The 17,814-nt window shown below is 73.4% G+C and carries 14 protein-coding genes; 7 read left to right on the forward strand and 7 right to left on the reverse strand.

The window, feature by feature from the left end; translation table 11 throughout:
* Nucleotides 1-49: 49 nt before the first annotated feature.
* A complete protein-coding gene (locus AC3A5R_RS17500; protein ID WP_487622041.1) occupies nucleotides 50-1,405 on the reverse strand; it encodes a glycoside hydrolase family 1 protein in 1,356 nt (451 codons plus the stop codon).
* A 60-nt stretch (nucleotides 1,406-1,465) separates the two neighbouring features.
* Here AC3A5R_RS17500 and AC3A5R_RS17505 point away from each other — a divergent pair, with 60 nt between their 5' ends.
* Nucleotides 1,466-2,680, forward strand: coding sequence for a molybdopterin molybdotransferase MoeA (locus tag AC3A5R_RS17505; protein ID WP_487622042.1), 1,215 nt, complete (start codon nucleotides 1,466-1,468; stop codon nucleotides 2,678-2,680).
* Nucleotides 2,677-4,311, forward strand: coding sequence for an ABC-F family ATP-binding cassette domain-containing protein (locus AC3A5R_RS17510; protein WP_487622043.1), 1,635 nt, complete (start codon nucleotides 2,677-2,679; stop codon nucleotides 4,309-4,311). The genes AC3A5R_RS17505 and AC3A5R_RS17510 overlap by 4 nt, the downstream gene beginning before the upstream one ends.
* A gap of 127 nt (nucleotides 4,312-4,438) precedes the next feature.
* Here AC3A5R_RS17510 and AC3A5R_RS17515 read toward each other — a convergent pair whose 3' ends face one another.
* Together AC3A5R_RS17515 and fdhD are read right to left on the reverse strand one after the other, a co-directional pair.
* A complete protein-coding gene (locus tag AC3A5R_RS17515; protein ID WP_487622044.1) occupies nucleotides 4,439-4,777 on the reverse strand; it encodes a YciI family protein in 339 nt (112 codons plus the stop codon).
* 40 nt (nucleotides 4,778-4,817) lie between these two features.
* Nucleotides 4,818-5,672 (reverse strand): formate dehydrogenase accessory sulfurtransferase FdhD, encoded by an 855-nt coding sequence (fdhD, locus tag AC3A5R_RS17520; RefSeq protein WP_487622045.1) that lies wholly within the window; start codon nucleotides 5,670-5,672, stop codon nucleotides 4,818-4,820.
* Nucleotides 5,673-5,982: 310 nt separating this feature from the next.
* Between fdhD and AC3A5R_RS17525 the strand changes: the two genes are divergently transcribed.
* A complete protein-coding gene (locus AC3A5R_RS17525; RefSeq protein ID WP_487622046.1) occupies nucleotides 5,983-8,040 on the forward strand; it encodes a M4 family metallopeptidase in 2,058 nt (685 codons plus the stop codon).
* 92 nt (nucleotides 8,041-8,132) lie between these two features.
* Here AC3A5R_RS17525 and AC3A5R_RS17530 read toward each other — a convergent pair whose 3' ends face one another.
* Complete coding sequence (locus AC3A5R_RS17530; RefSeq protein WP_487622047.1) at nucleotides 8,133-8,729, reverse strand: hypothetical protein; 597 nt, start codon at nucleotides 8,727-8,729, stop codon at nucleotides 8,133-8,135.
* 188 nt (nucleotides 8,730-8,917) lie between these two features.
* On the opposite strand from AC3A5R_RS17530, the gene AC3A5R_RS17535 reads away from it, so the two are divergent.
* Complete coding sequence (locus tag AC3A5R_RS17535; protein ID WP_487622048.1) at nucleotides 8,918-10,924, forward strand: N-acetylmuramoyl-L-alanine amidase; 2,007 nt, start codon at nucleotides 8,918-8,920, stop codon at nucleotides 10,922-10,924.
* Nucleotides 10,925-11,035: 111 nt separating this feature from the next.
* Here the strand turns inward: AC3A5R_RS17535 and AC3A5R_RS17540 are convergent, their stop codons facing one another.
* The 3 genes from AC3A5R_RS17540 to AC3A5R_RS17550 form a co-directional block, all read right to left on the reverse strand.
* Nucleotides 11,036-12,973, reverse strand: coding sequence for a penicillin-binding transpeptidase domain-containing protein (locus tag AC3A5R_RS17540; protein ID WP_487622049.1), 1,938 nt, complete (start codon nucleotides 12,971-12,973; stop codon nucleotides 11,036-11,038).
* A gap of 41 nt (nucleotides 12,974-13,014) precedes the next feature.
* Complete coding sequence (locus AC3A5R_RS17545; protein WP_487622050.1) at nucleotides 13,015-14,097, reverse strand: hypothetical protein; 1,083 nt, start codon at nucleotides 14,095-14,097, stop codon at nucleotides 13,015-13,017.
* 73 nt (nucleotides 14,098-14,170) lie between these two features.
* Nucleotides 14,171-14,854, reverse strand: coding sequence for an N-acetyltransferase (locus AC3A5R_RS17550; RefSeq protein ID WP_487622051.1), 684 nt, complete (start codon nucleotides 14,852-14,854; stop codon nucleotides 14,171-14,173).
* Nucleotides 14,855-14,929: 75 nt separating this feature from the next.
* Between AC3A5R_RS17550 and AC3A5R_RS17555 the strand changes: the two genes are divergently transcribed.
* The 3 genes from AC3A5R_RS17555 to AC3A5R_RS17565 all read left to right on the forward strand — a co-directional run bounded on the left by AC3A5R_RS17555 (nucleotide 14,930) and on the right by AC3A5R_RS17565 (nucleotide 17,796).
* Nucleotides 14,930-16,051 (forward strand): App1 family protein phosphatidate phosphatase, encoded by a 1,122-nt coding sequence (locus AC3A5R_RS17555; RefSeq protein ID WP_487622052.1) that lies wholly within the window; start codon nucleotides 14,930-14,932, stop codon nucleotides 16,049-16,051.
* 4 nt (nucleotides 16,052-16,055) lie between these two features.
* Nucleotides 16,056-16,916 (forward strand): Fpg/Nei family DNA glycosylase, encoded by an 861-nt coding sequence (locus tag AC3A5R_RS17560; protein WP_487622053.1) that lies wholly within the window; start codon nucleotides 16,056-16,058, stop codon nucleotides 16,914-16,916.
* 97 nt (nucleotides 16,917-17,013) lie between these two features.
* Complete coding sequence (locus tag AC3A5R_RS17565) at nucleotides 17,014-17,796, forward strand: hypothetical protein (RefSeq protein WP_487622054.1); 783 nt, start codon at nucleotides 17,014-17,016, stop codon at nucleotides 17,794-17,796.
* The last annotated feature ends 18 nt before the right edge of the window (nucleotides 17,797-17,814 follow it).

Genomic DNA, 17,814 nt, shown 5'->3' on the forward strand with positions numbered 1-17,814 from the left:
GACCATGAGCGGGTTGCCGTCCCGGGCCGGAGGAAGAACCGCGGTGACGCTAGCCGCGCGGCGGGGCGCCGTCCGAGACCGGGTACTCCTGACCAGCGACGTACCGCTCGCGCATCGCCGCCGTGATGCCCCCGGCGGCCGCGACCTCGGCGAAGAACCGGCCCGAGTCGCGGACCGTGCGCTCCTGCGTGGCGTAGTCCAGGGCCACGAGGCCGAACCGCGGGCCCTCGCCCTGCGCCCACTCCCAGTTGTCGACGAGGCACCAGTGGTAGTACCGCTCGACGGGGACGCCGCGGGCCCGCAGCCGCGCCACGACCTCGAGGTGCTCGGCGAGGTAGCGGGCCCGGAAGGCGTCACGGGCGTCGGCGGTGCCGTTCTCGGTGACCCACACCGGCAGGCCGTAGCGCTCCCAGGCCCACGTCGCGGTCTCGGCGAGTCCCTCGGGGTGCACCTCCCAGCCGAGGTCGTTGACGGGGACGCCGGGCGGCGTGCCGTCCTCGAACCGGGTCACCGTGGTGCGCGAGTAGTAGTTGAGCCCGAAGAAGTCGGCATACCGGCCACGCCTGATGCCGCGGGGACGGCGCAGCGGCGGCGCGAACTCTCCCGTCGTCGTGGCCCGGACGATCGCGTCCTGGAACAGGTACCGCATCGCCGGCGTGAGGACGCGGTGCCACGGGTTGCGGGGGTCGCCGGGCCTGAACGGGCGCAGGTGGTGCGCGACGCCGACCTTCGTCGCGAGCCCCGGCCGGAGGTCGTGGACGAGGCCGTACGCCCTGATGTGCGCCTCGGCGAGCCGCCCGTACACGCGCATCGCCTCGCGCAGGCTGCGATGCCCAGGCGGGAAGTCGCCGAAGACGTACGCGCCGGTGACGAAGACGTTCGGCTCGTTGACGGTGACGTACTCGTCGACGAGGTCGCCGAGGCGCTCGACGACGGCACGGACGAGGCGCAGGTACGCCGCGACGGCGTCGGGGCCGAGCCACCCGCCCTGCTCCTCGAACCAGCGCGGGCTGTTGAAGTGGTGCAGCGTCAGCAGCGGGCGGATGCCGTTGTCCCGCAGCAGCTCCAGCTCGGCGCGGTAGCGGGCGAACGCGTCGTCGTCCCAGCGTCCGGGGGCCGGCTCGAGGCGCGCCCACTCGATGCCGAGGCGGTACACCCGCACGCCGAGCGACGCCATGAGCGCGGTGTCCTCGTGCCAGCGGTTCCAGTGGTCGGTGGCCCGCACCGGGCTCGACCCGTCGGCGATGGTCCCCGGGCGGGCGGCCCAGTCGACCCAGTTGCTGGCGACGTCGCCGCCCTCGATCTGGGTGGCAGCCGTCGCGACGCCGAGGAGCAGCCCGGTGAGGTCGACCTCGAGGTCGCCGTCGGGCACGGCGGGGGCGTCGTCACGCTCGGCAGCGGTCACGGACCGATCCTGCCGCAGACCCGGCTTCGGCGGGCGCCGCTGGTGCGGCAGACTTGCGGCGTGCCGAGCGACCACCCCGACCACGTCTCCGTGGACGCGCACCGTGCTGCGGTGGCGGGCCTGCTCGGCGCCGCGCCCGTCGTCCGGGTCGCCCTCGACCACCGCGCCCGCGGCAGGTACCTCGCCGCCGACCTCGTGGCCCGCGACGACCTGCCCCGCTTCGACAACAGCGCCATGGACGGGTACGCCGTCCACCCGGACGCGGGGACACCCGATGCCTGCACCTACCCCGTCGTCGGCGACGTCGCCGCCGGTGACGCCCCCACGTTCGCGCTCCGCCCCGGCGAGGCCGCGCGCGTCATGACCGGCGCCCGCGTGCCCGAGGGCACCCACGCCGTCGTCCCCGTCGAGCGCACCGACGCCGCCCGCACCGGGGCGGCCCCGGCGTCGGTGACGGTCGGCGGAGCCGTCGAGCCCGGCCAGCACGTGCGCCGACGCGGCGAGGACCTGCGCGCCGGCGGCACCGTCGCGCGCGCGGGCGACGCCCTGACGCCCGGGGTGCTGGCGCTGGCCCGCTCGGCCGGCTGCGTCGACGCCGAGGTGCACGTGCTGACCCGGGTCGCCGTCGTCGCCACGGGAGCGGAGCTGACCGGCCCCGGCCTCGACCCCGGCCCGGGCGGCATCCACGAGTCGAACTCCGACATGGTCGCCGCGCTCGTCGAGGCCGCGGGCGCGACCCTCGCACGCGTCGACACGTGCCCCGACGACCCCGCGACGCTCCACGCCCTGCTCGACGAGCTCGACGCGTCACCGACCATCGACCTCGTCGTCACGACGGGCGGCGTCAGCGCCGGCGCGCACGAGGTGGTGCGCCAGGTGTGCGAGCCCGTCGACGGCTTCCGCTTCGTCCACCTCGCCCTCCAACCCGGCGGACCGCAGGGGCTGGGCCGGTGGGGGTCGACCCCGGTCGTCTGCCTGCCGGGCACGCCGACGGGGGCGTTCGTCGCCTTCCACGTGCTCGTGCGGCCCGCGCTCGACGCCCGGCACGGCGCCCCGACGCGTCCCGTCCTGAGGGCGACCTACCGCGGTCCGCGTCGCCGCACCCGCGTCGGCCGGCTCCAGCTGCTGACGAGCGTCCTGTCGCCCGACGGCACGGTGCGTGCCCCCGACGCGCGACACCTCACGGCGCTGGCCGCCGCCAACTGCCTCGTCGAGGTGCCCGAGCCGGCCGACGAGATCGTCGACGGCGACGTCGTCACGGTGCACCCGCTGTGAGCGCGACGCTCGTGGCCAAGGACCTCGCCGGCGGCCACGCCCACCGCACGCTCTTCGAGCGCCTCGACCTCACCGTCGCGCCCGGCGACGTCGTCGGCGTCGTCGGTCCCAACGGCGCCGGCAAGTCGACGCTGCTGCGCCTGCTCGCCGGTGTCGACACCCCGCTCGGCGGCAGCGTCACCACCGCCCCGACCGACGCGTTCGTCGGCTGGCTGCCCCAGGAGCACGAGCGCGTGCCCGGCGAGACCGTGGCCGGCCACGTCGCGCGCCGTACCGGTGCGGCCGCCGCCACCGCCGAGATGGAGGAGGCCGCGTCGCTGCTCGGCACCGACGCGGTGGCCGACGACCGGTACGCGGTCGCCCTCGACCACTGGCTGGCGAGCGGCGCCCCCGACCTCGAGGACCGGCTGCCCGCGGTGCTCGGCGAGCTCGGCCTCGACGTCGGCGCCGACGCGTTCATGACCTCCCTGTCCGGCGGCCAGGCCGCGCGCGTGGCCCTGGCCGCGCTGCTGCTCAGCCGGTTCGACGTCGTGCTCCTCGACGAGCCGACCAACGACCTCGACCTCGCCGGCCTCGACCGGCTCGAGGCGTTCGTCGCGGGGCAGCGGCGCGGTGTCGTCGTCGTGTCGCACGACCGGGAGTTCCTCGCCCGCTGCGTCACCCGCATCGTCGAGCTCGACCTGCACCAGAACGCCGTCCACGTCTACGACGGCGGCTACGAGTCCTACCTCGACGAGCGTGAGCGGGCCCGGCGGCACGCGCGCGAGGCCTACGACGAGTACGCCGGCACCAGGGCCGACCTCGAGGGCCGGGCCCGCACCGTGCGCGAGTGGTCGTCCAAGGGCGTGCGCAACGCCATGAAGAAGAGCCCGGACAACGACAAGATCCGCCGTGCGGCCCAGCAGGACTCCGCCGAGAAGCAGGCCCGCAAGGTGCGCCAGATGGAGTCGCGCATCGCCCGGCTCGACGAGGTCGTCGAGCCGCGCAAGGAGTGGGTGCTGCAGTTCACCATCGCCGCCGCCCCGAGGTCGAGCAGCGTCGTGTCGACGCTCGACGGTGCGGTCGTGCGACGCGGCGACTGGTCGCTCGGGCCGGCGTCGCTGCAGGTCGAGGCCCGGCGTCGCATCGGCATCACCGGCCCGAACGGCGCCGGCAAGACCACGCTGCTCTCGCTGCTGCTGGGCCGGCTCGCGCCCGACGAGGGACGCGCGTCGCTCGGCGCCAGCGTCGCGATCGGCGAGATCGACCAGGGCCGCACCGGCCTGCGCGAGGACCTCCCGCTCGGCGACGCGTTCGCCGACGCGCTGCCCGACCTCGCACCCGCCGAGCTGCGGACCCTCCTGGCCAAGTTCGGCCTCAAGGCCGACCATGTCACCAGCGCGGTCGGGCGGCTGTCACCCGGCGAGCGCACCCGGGCCGCGATGGCGCTGCTGCAGGCCCGCGGCGTCAACCTCCTCGTGCTCGACGAGCCGACCAACCACCTCGACCTGCCGGCGATCGAGCAGCTCGAGGAGGCGCTCGAGTCCTACGACGGCGCGCTGCTGCTCGTCAGCCACGACCGTCGCCTGCTCGAGAACGTCCGCCTCGACGAGCGCTGGCACGTCGAGGACGGTCGGGTCACCCGCACCTGACGCGTCAGCCGTCCTTCGGCCCGTCCGCAACTCGACGCCACGTGGCGCGTTGTCGTGGTGATCGCGGCGCCGTGACCGCAACAAGCCGCCACATGGCGCGCTGGTGCCGGGCGGGGCGCCTGACGCGTCAGGCGGGGGACTGGGTGGCGTCGGCGACCCAGGGGCCGAGCGGCGGGTCCCACGCGCGGACGACGCGTCGCAGCACGTAGCCGCCCTGCCAGTACGGGTCCTGGTCGAAGGTCGCCGTGACCGCCTCCACCGAGTCGCCCGAGACGACGATGAGCGCCGCGTTGGCCGGCTCCTGGTCGGTGGTCTCGCCCTCGCTGACCTCGTCGATCCCCGCCTGGTACATGCCCGCCACGAGCAGGCCGGGCTGGCTCGTGAGCCACTCGCGGTGCGCCGGTCGGACCGTGAGCATCTCGGTTGGGTCGTCGGGGTAGGTGTAGTGGATCGCGAAGACGGGCACGGCTGCTCCTCTGGTCGGCACGGGTCGGCGGCTGGGCGGCTCAGGTGGTGACGCGGTGGGCGCCGGTGTAGACGTTGAAGCGCGTGCCGCGGACGAACCCGACGAGGGTGGCCCCGGCGTCCTCGGCGAGGTCGACCGCCAGTGACGACGGTGCGGAAACCGCTGCCAGGCAAGGGATCCCGGCGACGACCGCCTTCTGCACCAGCTCGAACGAGGCCCGCCCCGACACCATGAGGACGCACCCGGCGGCCGGCAGCCGGCCCTCGAGCATCGCCCACCCGACGACCTTGTCGACGGCGTTGTGGCGACCGACGTCCTCGCGCACGACGAGCAGCTCGCCGTCGGCGGTGAAGAGCCCCGCCGCGTGCAGCCCGCCGGTGCGGTCGAACGAGCGCTGCCGGGCCCGGAGCGCGTCGGGCAGGGCGAGCAGCGTCGAGGCCGTGACGCCCATGGGGTCGGACGCGACGTCGAAGGCGGTGCGGGTGCGCAGCTGCTCGATGCTCGCCGTGCCGCAGACGCCGCACGAGGACGACGTGAGGAAGGCGCGGGCGGCCGACGCGTCGGGCGGGGTGACGCCGGGCGCGAGCGTCACGTCGATGACGTTGTAGGTGTTCTCGTCGAAGCCGGTCTCTCCGGAGGTGACGGCCCCGGCGCAGTACCGGGCGAGGGACACGTCGTCGGCCGAGCCGATGATCCCCTCGGACAGCAGGAACCCGTGGACGAGCTCGATGTCGTGCCCGGGCGTGCGCATCGTGACCGTCAGCGGGACGTCGCCGACGCGGATCTCGAGCGGCTCCTCGACGGTCAGCGTGTCGGGGCGCAGCGTGGTGGTGCGGTCCGCGGGCGCGGCGACGTCGACCGTCGTGACCTTGCGCCGCACCGTGACCCTGCCCATGCCGCCCAGCCTAGGAGACGGCGCGCCCGATGCGGCGGCCCAGGCCCCGACGCCCTCAGCCGGCGGGGGTGGGCGGCGTCGCAGGGCGCCAGTCTGGGAGAACCGCCAAGCCACCGCCAGTCGCGAATCTCCTTGCCGCCAGCCGTTACTCCGCGTTTGGAAGGAGTTTGGCAAAGACTTGGTAAGCCCCGTTGACCCTGATTCGCGGCGGCTGGGAGCGTCGCGCTCGTTCCGCCGCATCCCACCCTGCGAGATGCCAGGAACACCCCTCCGAGGCGGCTTTCTGCCGCGTCCTGACAAGGAGTTCCCAGTGAATCGACTGAAGTCCGGCCTTGCGACCGGGGGCCTTCTCGCCCTCGCGCTGGCCATCTCGCCGGCAATCCCGGCGGGTGCAGCGGCAGGTGGCGGCCACGACAAGGCACCCGCTCCCGAGTCGCAGTCCCTCAAGGCGAGCGAGCAGTCCCACGCCGCGGCCACGGCCAGCGCGCTCGGCCTCAAGGGCGAGGCCCTCACCGTCAAGTCGGTCATCGCCGACCCGAACGGTGCGACGCACGTCCGCTACGAGCGCACCATCAACGGCCTCCGCGTCGTCGGCGGCGACTTCGTCAGCCACAAGGATGCGTCCGGCGCCGTCAAGAGCGTGACGTGGAACATCCGCAAGGACGCCACCCCGGCCTCCTTCTCGCCGAAGATCGCCCGCAGCACGGCCCAGGCCGCCGGCCTCGCCGCGGCCAAGGCGAAGAACGAGAAGGCCTCCCCGGGCGAGCTCGTCGTCTTCCAGTCGCCGACCGGCCCGAAGCTGGCCTACGAGGTGGTCACCGAGGGCATCAAGGCCGACCAGACGCCGACCCGCCTGCACACGATCGTCGACGCGAACACCGGCAAGACCCTGACCAGCTGGGACGACATCAAAGAGGGCACGGGCAACGGCATCTTCGTCGGCACCGTGACCTTGGCGACGTCGGGCAGCGCCGGCAGCTACACGATGCAGGACACGCACGGCAACTACACGACCGACCTCAACCAGGCCACGAGCGGCAACGGCACGACGTTCACCGACGCCGACGACGTCTGGGGCACGGGCGCGCAGAGCAACCGCCAGTCGGCCGCCGTCGACGCCCACTACGGCGCCGGCAAGACGTACGACTACTACAACACCCAGCTCGGCCGCGCCGGCATCTGGAACAACGGCACCGGCGCCCGCAGCCGCGTCCACTACGGCCAGAACTACGTCAACGCCTTCTGGGACGGCACGCAGATGACCTACGGCGATGGCGCCAACAACGCCGCCCCGCTCGTCGAGCTCGACGTCGCCGGCCACGAGATGAGCCACGGCGTCACCGAGAACACGGCCGGCCTGGCCTACACCGGCGACGCGGGCGGCCTCAACGAGGCGACCTCGGACATCTTCGGTACCGGCGTCGAGTGGTACGCCAACAACCCCTCCGACACGCCGGACTACCTCATCGGCGAGGAGATCAACATCAACGGCAACGGCACGCCGCTGCGCTACATGGACAAGCCGAGCAAGGACGGCGCGTCGAAGGACTGCTGGAGCAGCTCCCTCGGTGGCCTGGACCCGCACTACTCCTCGGGCCCGCTCAACCACTGGTACTACCTGGCCTCCGAGGGCTCGGGCGCCAAGACGATCAACGGCGTCAGCTACAACAGCCCGACGTGTGACGCCTCGACGGTGACCGGCATCGGCCACACCAAGGTCGAGAAGATCTGGTACCGCACGCTGTCGACGTACCTCACCTCGAGCAGCAACTACGCGGCGGCCCGCACCGGCGTCATCAAGGCGGCCAAGGACCTCTACGGCGCCGGCTCGGCCGAGTGCACCGCGGTCGACAAGGCCATGGGCGCCATCTCGGCCCCGGCCAGCACAGAGACCTGCGGCACCGGCGGCGGTGGCGGTGGCGGCACGGCCCTGACCAACGGCGGCTTCGAGTCCGGCCAGACCGGCTGGACAGGTACGGCCGGCCCGATCACCAACAACACGGGTCGCCCCGCCCGCACGGGTTCGTGGAAGATGTGGCTCGGCGGCAACGGCACCTCCGGCTCGGAGAACGAGTCGCAGACCTTCTCGGTCCCCGCCACGGCCACCTCGCCGACGCTGACGTACTACATCCGCATCGACACGTCCGAGACCACGACCACGACGGCCTACGACACCGCCACGGTCCAGATCAACGGTGTGACGAAGCAGAGCTACTCGAACCTGTCGACGCCGAAGGCCTCGTACGTCGCCAAGACGATCGACCTCACCGCCTACAAGGGCACGAACGTCACGCTGAAGTTCGCCGACACCGAGGACTCCTCGCTGCAGACGAGCTTCGTCATCGACGACGTGTCGACGAACTTCTGACGGTTCGTCCACCCACCCCTCCACGCTCGACGCGAGGCCGGTGTGTCGCCCAGGCGGCACACCGGCCTCGCCGCGTTGCCAGGTCGCCGAGGTCAGGACGCCGCGGCGTCGGTGCAGCGTGTCGTGGCAGGCGCGGTCAGCGTCACGTCGGCCACGAGCGTGGCGACGAGACCGGCCACCTCACCGACCGACGGGTCGGTGAGATCGACTGCGCGGGAACGGTCGTCGGTGACCGAGATGAGGATGGGGTCGCTGGCCGGGACGCTCGCGGGGTCGCCCGGAGACCCGTCGGTCGGCGTCGCGCTGAAGCTCCACGGCCCGAGACGCAGGGTGCTCAGGGCCCCGACGATCTGGCGCAGCTGGGCGCCGCCGAGGGTGCAGATGCGTCCGTGCACCGACCGGGTGTCGACGAGCAGCTTGCCGTCGGCACGCAGCACGATGCGGTCGTCGAAGCCGGCGACGCCGCCGGTGCGGCGGAGGGTCAACGGGAACTGCGGCCCGTACTCGGGCCCCACAGTGGCATCGGCGGTGGTCGGGAGGCCGGTGTTCGCCGCACCGGGGGAGGCGCTGGTGGCGTGGAAGCCAGGTGGCGTCGTGAAGTCGCCGTCGGTCGAGGGGGCGTCGACGCCGCACCCTGCGAACAGCAGTGCCGCGGCTGCCAGTCCCACGCACCGGCCTGCGCGCCCCATGACATCCATGGTGGCCCTCGGCCGGGGCCCGTGTCCGCGGGACGCGACGACTCGCGGCAACGCTTCGATGAACTTTTTCGAGTGGCGGGTGCGAGAGGTCGGGGGAATGCTCGGCGACAGAGGTGTCTGTCGGGCTCGGGGCCGGTGGCGCCCACCAGACCGACCAGGGGACACGAAAGGGACTTCGAGTGATTCCGAGCTCACCACCACGCCCAGCACCGCGCGCTGCCCGCAGCACGCGCCGGCTCCGCCAAGGGGCTGCGGCCGTCGGGGCCGCCGCCGTCGTCGTCGCGGGGCTGGCCCTGCAGGGCCCGAGCGCCCAGGCCGACACCACGTCGGGCACGACCTCGACGGCGGCGACGTCCGCGGGCAGCGACTCCGGAAGCCGGGCCCGTGCCTTCGCGGCGGCCGCGCAGGAGTACGGCGTGCCGCTCACGGTCCTCGAGGCCGTGTCGTACGCCCAGACCCGCTGGGACTTCCGCCCCGGCCACAGCACGTCCGGCGGCTACGGCCCCATGCACCTCGTCGACGCGTCCCTCGGCTCGCCCCAGGAGGGGCGCGGCCTCGGCGACGCCCCCGACGCGTCCGGCGCCTCCGACGCGAAGCCGGTGGCCGACACGCTGGGCCGCGCGGCCGAGCTGACCGGGCTGACCGAGGACGCCCTGCGCAGCGACGAGCTGGCCAACATCCGCGGTGGCGCGGCCCTGCTCGCCGACACCCAGCGACGCCTGGGGCTGCCGACGGGCACCTCGAGCGCGGCAGGCGACTGGTACGCCACCGTCGCCGACGCGTCCGGCGCCGGAGAGCAGGAGGCCGCCTCAGCGTTCGCCGACGACGCGTACTCCGCTGTATCAGAAGGTGCCTCGCGCACGACGAACGATGGCAAGGTCGTCTCGCTGGCCGCGACGTCGGTGTCGCCGCAGCGCGGGCAGGTGGGCCGCCTCAAGCTGCCCAAGGCCAATGCGAACGGCCCGGTCGACTGTCCGCCCGGGCTCGACTGCGAGTGGGTGCCGGCGCCGTACGCCAAGACCGGCCCTGGCGCCGGTGACTACGGCAACCACGACCTCGCGACCCGTCCCACCTCGCCGGCGATCACCAACATCGTCATCCACAACACCGAGGCGTCCTGGAACACGACGCTCAAGCTCGTCCAGGACCCGACGTACCTGGCCTGGAACTACTCCCTGCGCTCGAGCGACGGGCACATCGCCCAGCACCTCGAGCCCAAGGACGTCGGCTGGCACGCCGGCAACTGGTACGTCAACAGCCACTCGATCGGCCTCGAGCACGAGGGCTTCGCGGCCACCGGAGCCGAGTGGTTCAGCGAGCCGATGTACCGGTCGTCGGCCCGGCTCGTGCGCTACCTCGCCCGCACGTACGACGTCCCGCTCGACATGCAGCACGTCTTCGGCCACGACCAGATCCCGGGCGTGACCCCGAACAACGTGGCCGGGATGCACTGGGACCCGGGGCCCTACTGGGACTGGGAGCACTACTTCCAGCTGCTCGGGGCGCCGCTGCAGAGCCACGGCGTCGACGGCGCCCAGGACCTCGTGCGGATCCTGCCGGGCTTCGACGACAACGTGCAGACGGTCACCTCCTGCACCTCGGCCGGCACCGCCTGCACCCCGCAGGGCACGAACTTCGTCTACCTGCACACGTCTCCGTCCGAGAGCGCGCCGCTCGTCAACGACATCGGCCGCAAGCCGAACGGCGCCCCGTCGACGACGTCGGTCTCCGACATCGGCGCCCGCGCCCAGACCGGCCTGACCTTCGCCGTCGCGGAGCGCCAGGGCGACTGGACCGCGATCTGGTTCAACGGCGTCAAGGGCTGGTTCCACAACCCGGTGAGCGACCCGACGGCCATCCCCGTCGGCGGCCAGTACGTCGTGCCGAAGGCGGGCCGCACGTCGGTGCCGGTGTACGGACGCGCCTACCCCGAGGCATCGGCCTACCCGGCGGGCATCCCGGTGCAGGCGCTCGCGCCGCTGCAGTACCAGTTCACGGCCGGGCAGCGGTACGCCGTCGGTGACCTCACCGTGCCGACGAACTACTACCGCGCGACGACGTTCTCGGCGGACACCCCGAACGACCACGTCGACGTCGTCGGCAAGGACGTCTACTACCAGATCTCGCTCGGCCACCGGTTCGCGTTCGTGCGCGCCGCCGACGTCGACGTCGTGAAGGCCCAGTAGCAGCAATCGAAAGAGCAGTTCGTCCGCTCACCAGAATCGAAAGAGCAGTTCGTCCGCACGGGCGAACTGCTCTTTCGATTCCCCGGGGAGGACGAACTGCTCTTTCGATTCTCAGCGGAGGTTGGTCTTCTTGAGGAAGTCGACGATGAACGGGGCCGACCCCGTCACACCGTTGTCGCCGAGCTCGTTGTAGGCGGCGATGGCGATGTCTCCGCGGCCGGCGACCATCCACGTGTGGGTGTCGGGCGGGTTCTTCGTGCCGAACTCGGCCGTACCGGTCTTGGCGTACTCGACGCCGAGGGGCTTGAGCACCGTGCCGGACCCTTCCTGCACGACGGCTCGCATCTCCTGGCGCAGCACCTGCGCCTCCTCCGGCTTGAGCGGCGTCGCCGGTGCCGGCAGCGCGGGGCTGCCCTTGACGAGCAGCGGGCGCACCGTCTGGCCCTTGACGACCGAGGCGACGACGAGCGCCATCGTGAGCGGTGAGGCCTCCACGCGTCCCTGCCCGATGAACGACGCGGCGTGCTCGACGGTGTTGTCGGTGCCGGGCACCGAGCCGAGGAAGCCGGTGAAGGGCAGCTCGAGCTTCTCGCCCATGCCGAGCGACTGTGCCGCGCTGATGAGGTCGTCCTGGCTGACCTTCTCGTGCTGGCTGATGAAGGCCGTGTTGCACGAGAACGCGAGTGCGGTCTGCATCGGGATGTCGCCGAGGTGGTTCTTCGGGTAGGTCGTGTAGTTGCCGAACCGGCGGCCGTCGACGGTGAGCGAGTCGGTGCACGGCAGCTTCGTGTCGGCCGTGTCGCCCTTGCGGACGAGGGCGAGCGAGCTGATGATCTTGAACGTCGAGCCGGGCGGGTTCTTGCCCGCGAGGGCGAGGGTAGCGCCGTTCGCGCCGGGGCCCACCGCGGCGGCGAGCACCTCACCGGTCGAGATGCGCACGGCCACGAGCGCGGTCGGGCGCTGGGTCTGCGAGGCGAGTGCCGCCTCGGCGGCGGTCTGGAGCCTCTGGTCGATGGTCAGCGTGACGGGCGTGCCGTCCTTCGACTGCTCGGCGAACACCTCGCGCTTGTCGAGGACGCTGCCGTCGGCGCCGCGTCGGACGGCCTGCACGGCGAGGCCCGGCGTGCCGCGCAGCTGGGCGTCGTAGCGGTACTCGAGGCCGTTCTTGCCGATGGTGTCGCCGGCCTCGAGGGCACCCTTGGCGGCCTTGACGTCCTCGGCCGACACCTCGCCGACGGTGCCGAGGATCGGGGCTGCGAAGGTGCGGCTCGGGCCGAGGACGGTCAGGGCCGGCACGGTGATGGCGCCGGTCACCTTGTCGATGGCCGGCCCGTTCTTCGTCAGCTGGGGGTCGTCGGCGCGGAAGGTGATGGCCTCGACGAACGCCTTCGCCCCGGCCTGCGACACCTTCGTGGCGTAGCGGCCGGGGTCGACGCCGACGAGGGCGGCCAGCCTGCGGGCCGACGCGGTGGCGGCCGAACCGGGCGCCTTCGTCTTGTCGATGCCGACGACGGCCACCTCGCGCTCGGTCATGAGCTTGGCGCCGTTGCGGTCGAGGATGTCGGCGCGACGCGGCCAGGTGCGCGCGAGGACGAGGCTCTCGTCGGAGCGCAGGTCGGGGGCGACGACGCGCGGGCTCCACGTGGCCTGCCACGCGTCGTCGACGAGGTTGAGGTCGACCTGCGTCGTGTACGACCACCTGGCGGGGGACGCGGCCGGCGACGAGGAGACGTCCCACGTCGTGGCGAGGGTGGCGGTGGCCTTGTCCGAACCCTCCGCGTGGCTCATCTTCTGCAGCGACACGGTGGGGCGCTTGCCGTCCATCCCCTTGAAGGCGGTCGCGAGGAAGGCGTTGACCTTCTGCGCCGTGGTGCCCTTGAGGGCGACGCCGGTGACGTCGGCCTTGGCCAGGCCGGCGGCGAGGGCGCGGGCGGTGTCGTCGGGGGCGGGAGGCTGCTGGAACATCGAGCAGCCCGCGCCGAGGCCGCCGACGACCGTCGCAGCGAGGGCGGCGGCCGTGGCTCTTCTCATCCGGGTCCTGCGAAGCATGGCCCCACCGTACGTGGCGACGGCCGAAAGGGGCGTGTCGGTCAACGCGTCGTGCGCTCGGCCGGCACCGAATCACCCGACGCCGGAGCCGATGCCGACGCCGGGACTGCGGCGCGCGTGGTGTCGGCGGCACGGACGCGTCGGACGCCCCGGGCGTCCCGGGCGTCCCGGGCGTCCCGGGCGCCCCGGGCGCGTCGGGTGGCGGGCGCCCCGGCGATGGCGACACCGACGGCCACGACGAGCCACCACCACGACTGGTGGCCGGGGGCGAGCGCGTCGAGGAAGACGCCGCGGGACTCGCCGGTGAGGCCGCCGAGGGCTCCCGGCAGCCCGGCGCCGGCGTGCAGGCGGCCGGCGAGGTGCTCGAACGCGGAGAACGCGGCCTGCGCCACGGCGACGACGGCCGTGACGGCCGCCCACGTGCCGAGGCGTCGTGCGGGCGCCACGCCGACGCGGGCGAGCCCGATGCCGACGACGAGGCCCACGGTCGCCGCGGAGGTCCACTGCACGACCGAACCGGCGTCGTCCGGGCCCAGGGCCACGACGACGAGACGCGTCGTCCACGCCCCGGCGGCGACGGCCAGCGGGGCGCCCGCGAGGGCCGCCGCGACCGGCGCCCCGTACGCGAGGCACCACCCGAGCACCAGACCGGTCAGCCCGCCCGCCACCGCGACGGCGACCACGCCGACGAGCACGCGGTCGTCGCGGTCGAAGTCGCTGCCGAGCTGACGGGTGGCACCGGCCGACTGGGCGACGGTGTAGGCGATCGCCGCGAGCGCGCCCACGGCAGAAGCGAACCCGGCAAGGATCGGGCGCCGGGCGCCTCTGCTCGTCCATCGGACGGTGATCCCGGCAGCGGCGCCGCCGACGAGTGTCAGCGCCAGCAGCAGCGGCAGGAAGACGGCGCGGAAGGGCAGCAGCGTGATGTAGCCCCCGCTCGCCTCGCCCGTGACGGCGTCGGCGACCCAGTACCGGGGCGAGGAGGACCCGAGGCCGTCGACGATCCACGGCAAGGCGCCCACGACCCACCAGGCGGCCGCCGCGAGGGGCAGGACCGGCCAGACGAGCGTGCGGGCGTACCGGAGTCGTGCCTCTGGGCTGAAGCGGCGGTCGGCGGTGTCCACCGGGAGATCCGATCACGGCGACCGCGGTCGCGCCAATCGGTCGTCGACGGTTGCAGGGACGTGAACGGGCCGGTCAGCCGCGCTCCGGCCGCCACAGCTGGACCGAGGCCACCGGCTCGAAACCCGCTGACAGGAAAGCCCGGAGGGCCCGGGCGTTGCCCGGCGCGCACGTCGCGACGACGACCTCGTCCTGCGCCACGAGCGTCAGGCTGTCACGCACGACGTCGGTGCCCGAGCGTTCCTGCTCGGGGTCGGTCTCGACGCCGACCTCGTGGAGGCCACCGAGCCCGCGGGAGAGCGTCACGAGGGTCTTGTCGCGGGCCTCCGGGTAGCCGAAGGTGCGGACGCTGGTGCGCACGACCGTCGCGTGCTCGGCCCGCGGGTGGTTGCGCAGGTCGCTGCGGGGCACGAGCGCGGGCTCGCCGCCACGGCCGCGTGCGACGAGGACGACGTCGAGCGAGTCGATCCAGCCGCCGGAGGCGAGTGCCGACACGACGCGCGGGTTGCTCGCGCCGCCGAAGCCGTCGGCGCCCAGGGCGGTGACGTCGTCGTCGTGGACGTCCTCGCCGATGGCGAGCACGGCGTGGCCGGTGAAGGCGATGACGCCCTCGATGCCGTCACGCCACGGTTCGACGCGGCGCCAGGCGCCGTCGACGTCGGGGAAGTCGCCCGTGGCGGCGCTGGACAGGGCGGTGGCGATCGGGTGCACGAGCCCCATGAAACCCCCGGACGCCGCGCGGCGCGCGCCGTCGTCCACGACGTGGCCATCCGCCCCCACGACGCCACGGCACGGGCGCGCCGAAGCCGCGACCCCGCCGGGTAGGGTCGGGTCATGTCCCGACCGCACGCGGCCGCCATCATCGAGGACACCGTCCACGAGCAGATCGAGCGCGTCCTGCGCGGCCGCGGCTGGGGCAACCGCGTCATCACCCACGTCGGCTACGGTTCGTCGTCGTTCGTGCGCGTCTACGCGCGAATCCTTCTGGGGCGCAAGGGCCGTGAGCAGACCGAGGGCCCCGAGGCGCGTCAGGACGCGACCGGTGCGCTCAGCCCGGCCCACTACGACCGCGGGTGGCGTGCCTTCATCACGTCACCGGCCACCGGCGTCCCGGTCAAGGTCACCGCCGGCGACCGTGAGGTGTACGGCCGCTCGGATCGCGGCGGACACGTCGACATCGTCGCCCGCGACCACGGCCTCGAACCGGGTTGGCAGCAGGTGATCGTCGAGGTCCAGGGCACCGACCCCGTCGCGGCCGACGTCTTCATCGTCGCCGACGGCGTCACCCACGGGATCGTCAGCGACATCGACGACACCGTCATCACCACGATGCTGCCCCGCCCGATGATCGCGGCCTTCAACACGTTCGTGCGCCGGGGCAAGGCCCGCCACGCGGTGTCCGGCATGGCGCCGATGTACCGCCGCATCCTGGCGGCGCACCCCGGCGCCCCCATCGTCTACGTGTCGACCGGCGCGTGGAACACCTCGGCGACGCTCAACCGGTTCCTCGTCGACAACGGGTTCCCGCTCGGGCCGCTCATGCTCACCGACTGGGGCCCGACCAACACCGGCTGGTTCCGCAGCGGCCAGGACCACAAGCGCACGAGCCTGCACCGCCTCGCCCGCGACTTCCCCGAGATCCAGTGGCTGCTCGTCGGTGACGACGGCCAGCACGACCCCGCGCTCTACACCGAGTTCGCCGAGGCGCGCCCCGACCGGGTCGACGCCATCTGCATCCGGCAGCTGACGCCGGCCGAGCAGGTGCTGTCCAACCCGATCAAGCTCGACCCGCCGCTGCGGCCGTGGGCGGCCCGCTCGGTGCAGACGTTCTCGGCACCCGACGGGCACGGCCTGCTGCGCCTGCTCGAGGAGCACGGACGCGTCGGCGAGCCGGTCGCCTCCGACGAGCAGCCGTCGCGTCCCGGGCCGCGGCGTCCCCACCGGGTGACAGACTGACGCCATGCCCGAGCTGCCCGAGGTGCAGGCGCTCGTCGACTTCCTCGCCGAGCGCACGGACGGCCTTGCCGTCACGAAGGTCGAGCTCGCCTCGTTCAGCGTCCTCAAGACGTTCGACCCGCCGCCGCAGGCGCTCGAGGGCGCCCCGGTCGACGGCGTCCACCGGCACGGCAAGTTCCTCGACCTCGACGTCGACGGCACGCACCTCGTGTTCCACCTGGCCCGGGCCGGCTGGCTGCGGTGGTCCGACCACCTGCCCGAGACCGTCCTGCGTCCGGGCAAGTCGCCGATCGCGCTGCGGGTGCGCCTGTCCGACGGCTCGGGCTTCGACCTGACCGAGGCCGGCACGAAGAAGTCCCTCGCCGCCTACATCGTCCGCGACCCCTCGGAGGTCCCCGGCATCGCCCGCCTGGGCCCCGACCCCCTCGCCGACGACTTCACCCGCGAGCGGTTCGGGCAGATCCTCGAGGGGCGCCGCACCCAGATCAAGGGCCTGCTGCGCGACCAGGAGGTCATCGCCGGCGTCGGCAACGCCTACTCCGACGAGGTCCTGCACGTCGCGAAGATCAGCCCCTTCGCCATCGCGGGGTCGCTGGCCCCCGAGGTCGTCGACCGGCTCTACGCCGCGCTGCGCGACACGCTGACCGCGGCCGTCGCCACGGCGTCGGGCAAGCCGGCCAAGGAGCTCAAGGACGCCAAGCGCGCCGGCATGCGCGTGCACGCCCGCACCGGCGAGGCCTGCCCCGAATGTGGTGACGTCGTGCGCGAGGTGTCCTTCGCCGACACCTCGCTGCAGTACTGCGCCACGTGCCAGACCGGCGGCAAGCCGCTCGCCGACCGGCGGATGTCCCGGCTGCTCAAGTGACCCCCTGACGCGACGCCGCTCCCGACCCGGGGTGGGGCCGGGTTCGAAGGCCTGGTTCGAAGGCCGGGTTCGTCCGGAGTGCAACGTTTCGCCTCGCGTGGTTGTCTCCACCGTCATGAAGCCGATCCGTCGCGCCCCCTCCACCGCCCTCGTGCCCGTCGCAGCTGCAGCGCTCGCCGCCCTCGCCCTCGCGTCCTGCGGCAGCGCGGCCTCCCCGGGCTCCGGCTCCTCCATCGGCTCGACCGTCGTCGGCGGGACGATGCCGGCCCCCTCCGGCAGCGGCTCCGCCGGGTCGGGCGGCGTGAGCGAGGCCACGGGCACGTCGGGCGACGTGCGACTCGTCGCGACCGTGGCTCCGGGTTCGCCGGCCACGGGCAGCGGTATCAAGGCCGAGCCGGGCGTCGTCGTCGAGTACACGGTGTCGAACACCGGCTCGGCGCCGCTCGCCGCGGTCGACGTCGTGCCCGCCTCGCTCGGCTCGGCAACACTGCCGCCGGACGTCGACCGCGAGCACGCGTGGGTCTACGCCCACGAGGGCACGGTCCGGGTCAGCAAGCAGGGGTTCGCCACGGCGCCGAACGTGCGGTTCGCCGCGGCGCCGACGATCGGGGTGCGCAGCCTTCCCGCGGGGGGCACGCTGACCGGACGCGCCTTCGTGCCGACGCCGCTAACGCGCGCCGTCCCCGGTGCCGACTTCACGGCCCCGTCCGAGCCCCTGCCGGCCGCGGCCGGCTCGTTCTCCTTCTGCGTGCAGGTGGGCCCGGCGGGCAGCCCGATGCGCCCGTCCGCGGCGGTCGAGGGCGTCCTCGAGACCCCGGTCGCGGCGCCTGCGGCGGACACCCTCGTGTGCACCGGGTCCCTGGCGCTGCCGGAGTCCTGACGCGTCAGGGCGCCGCGG

Source organism: Intrasporangium sp. Soil_C_50, from assembly GCF_057656595.1.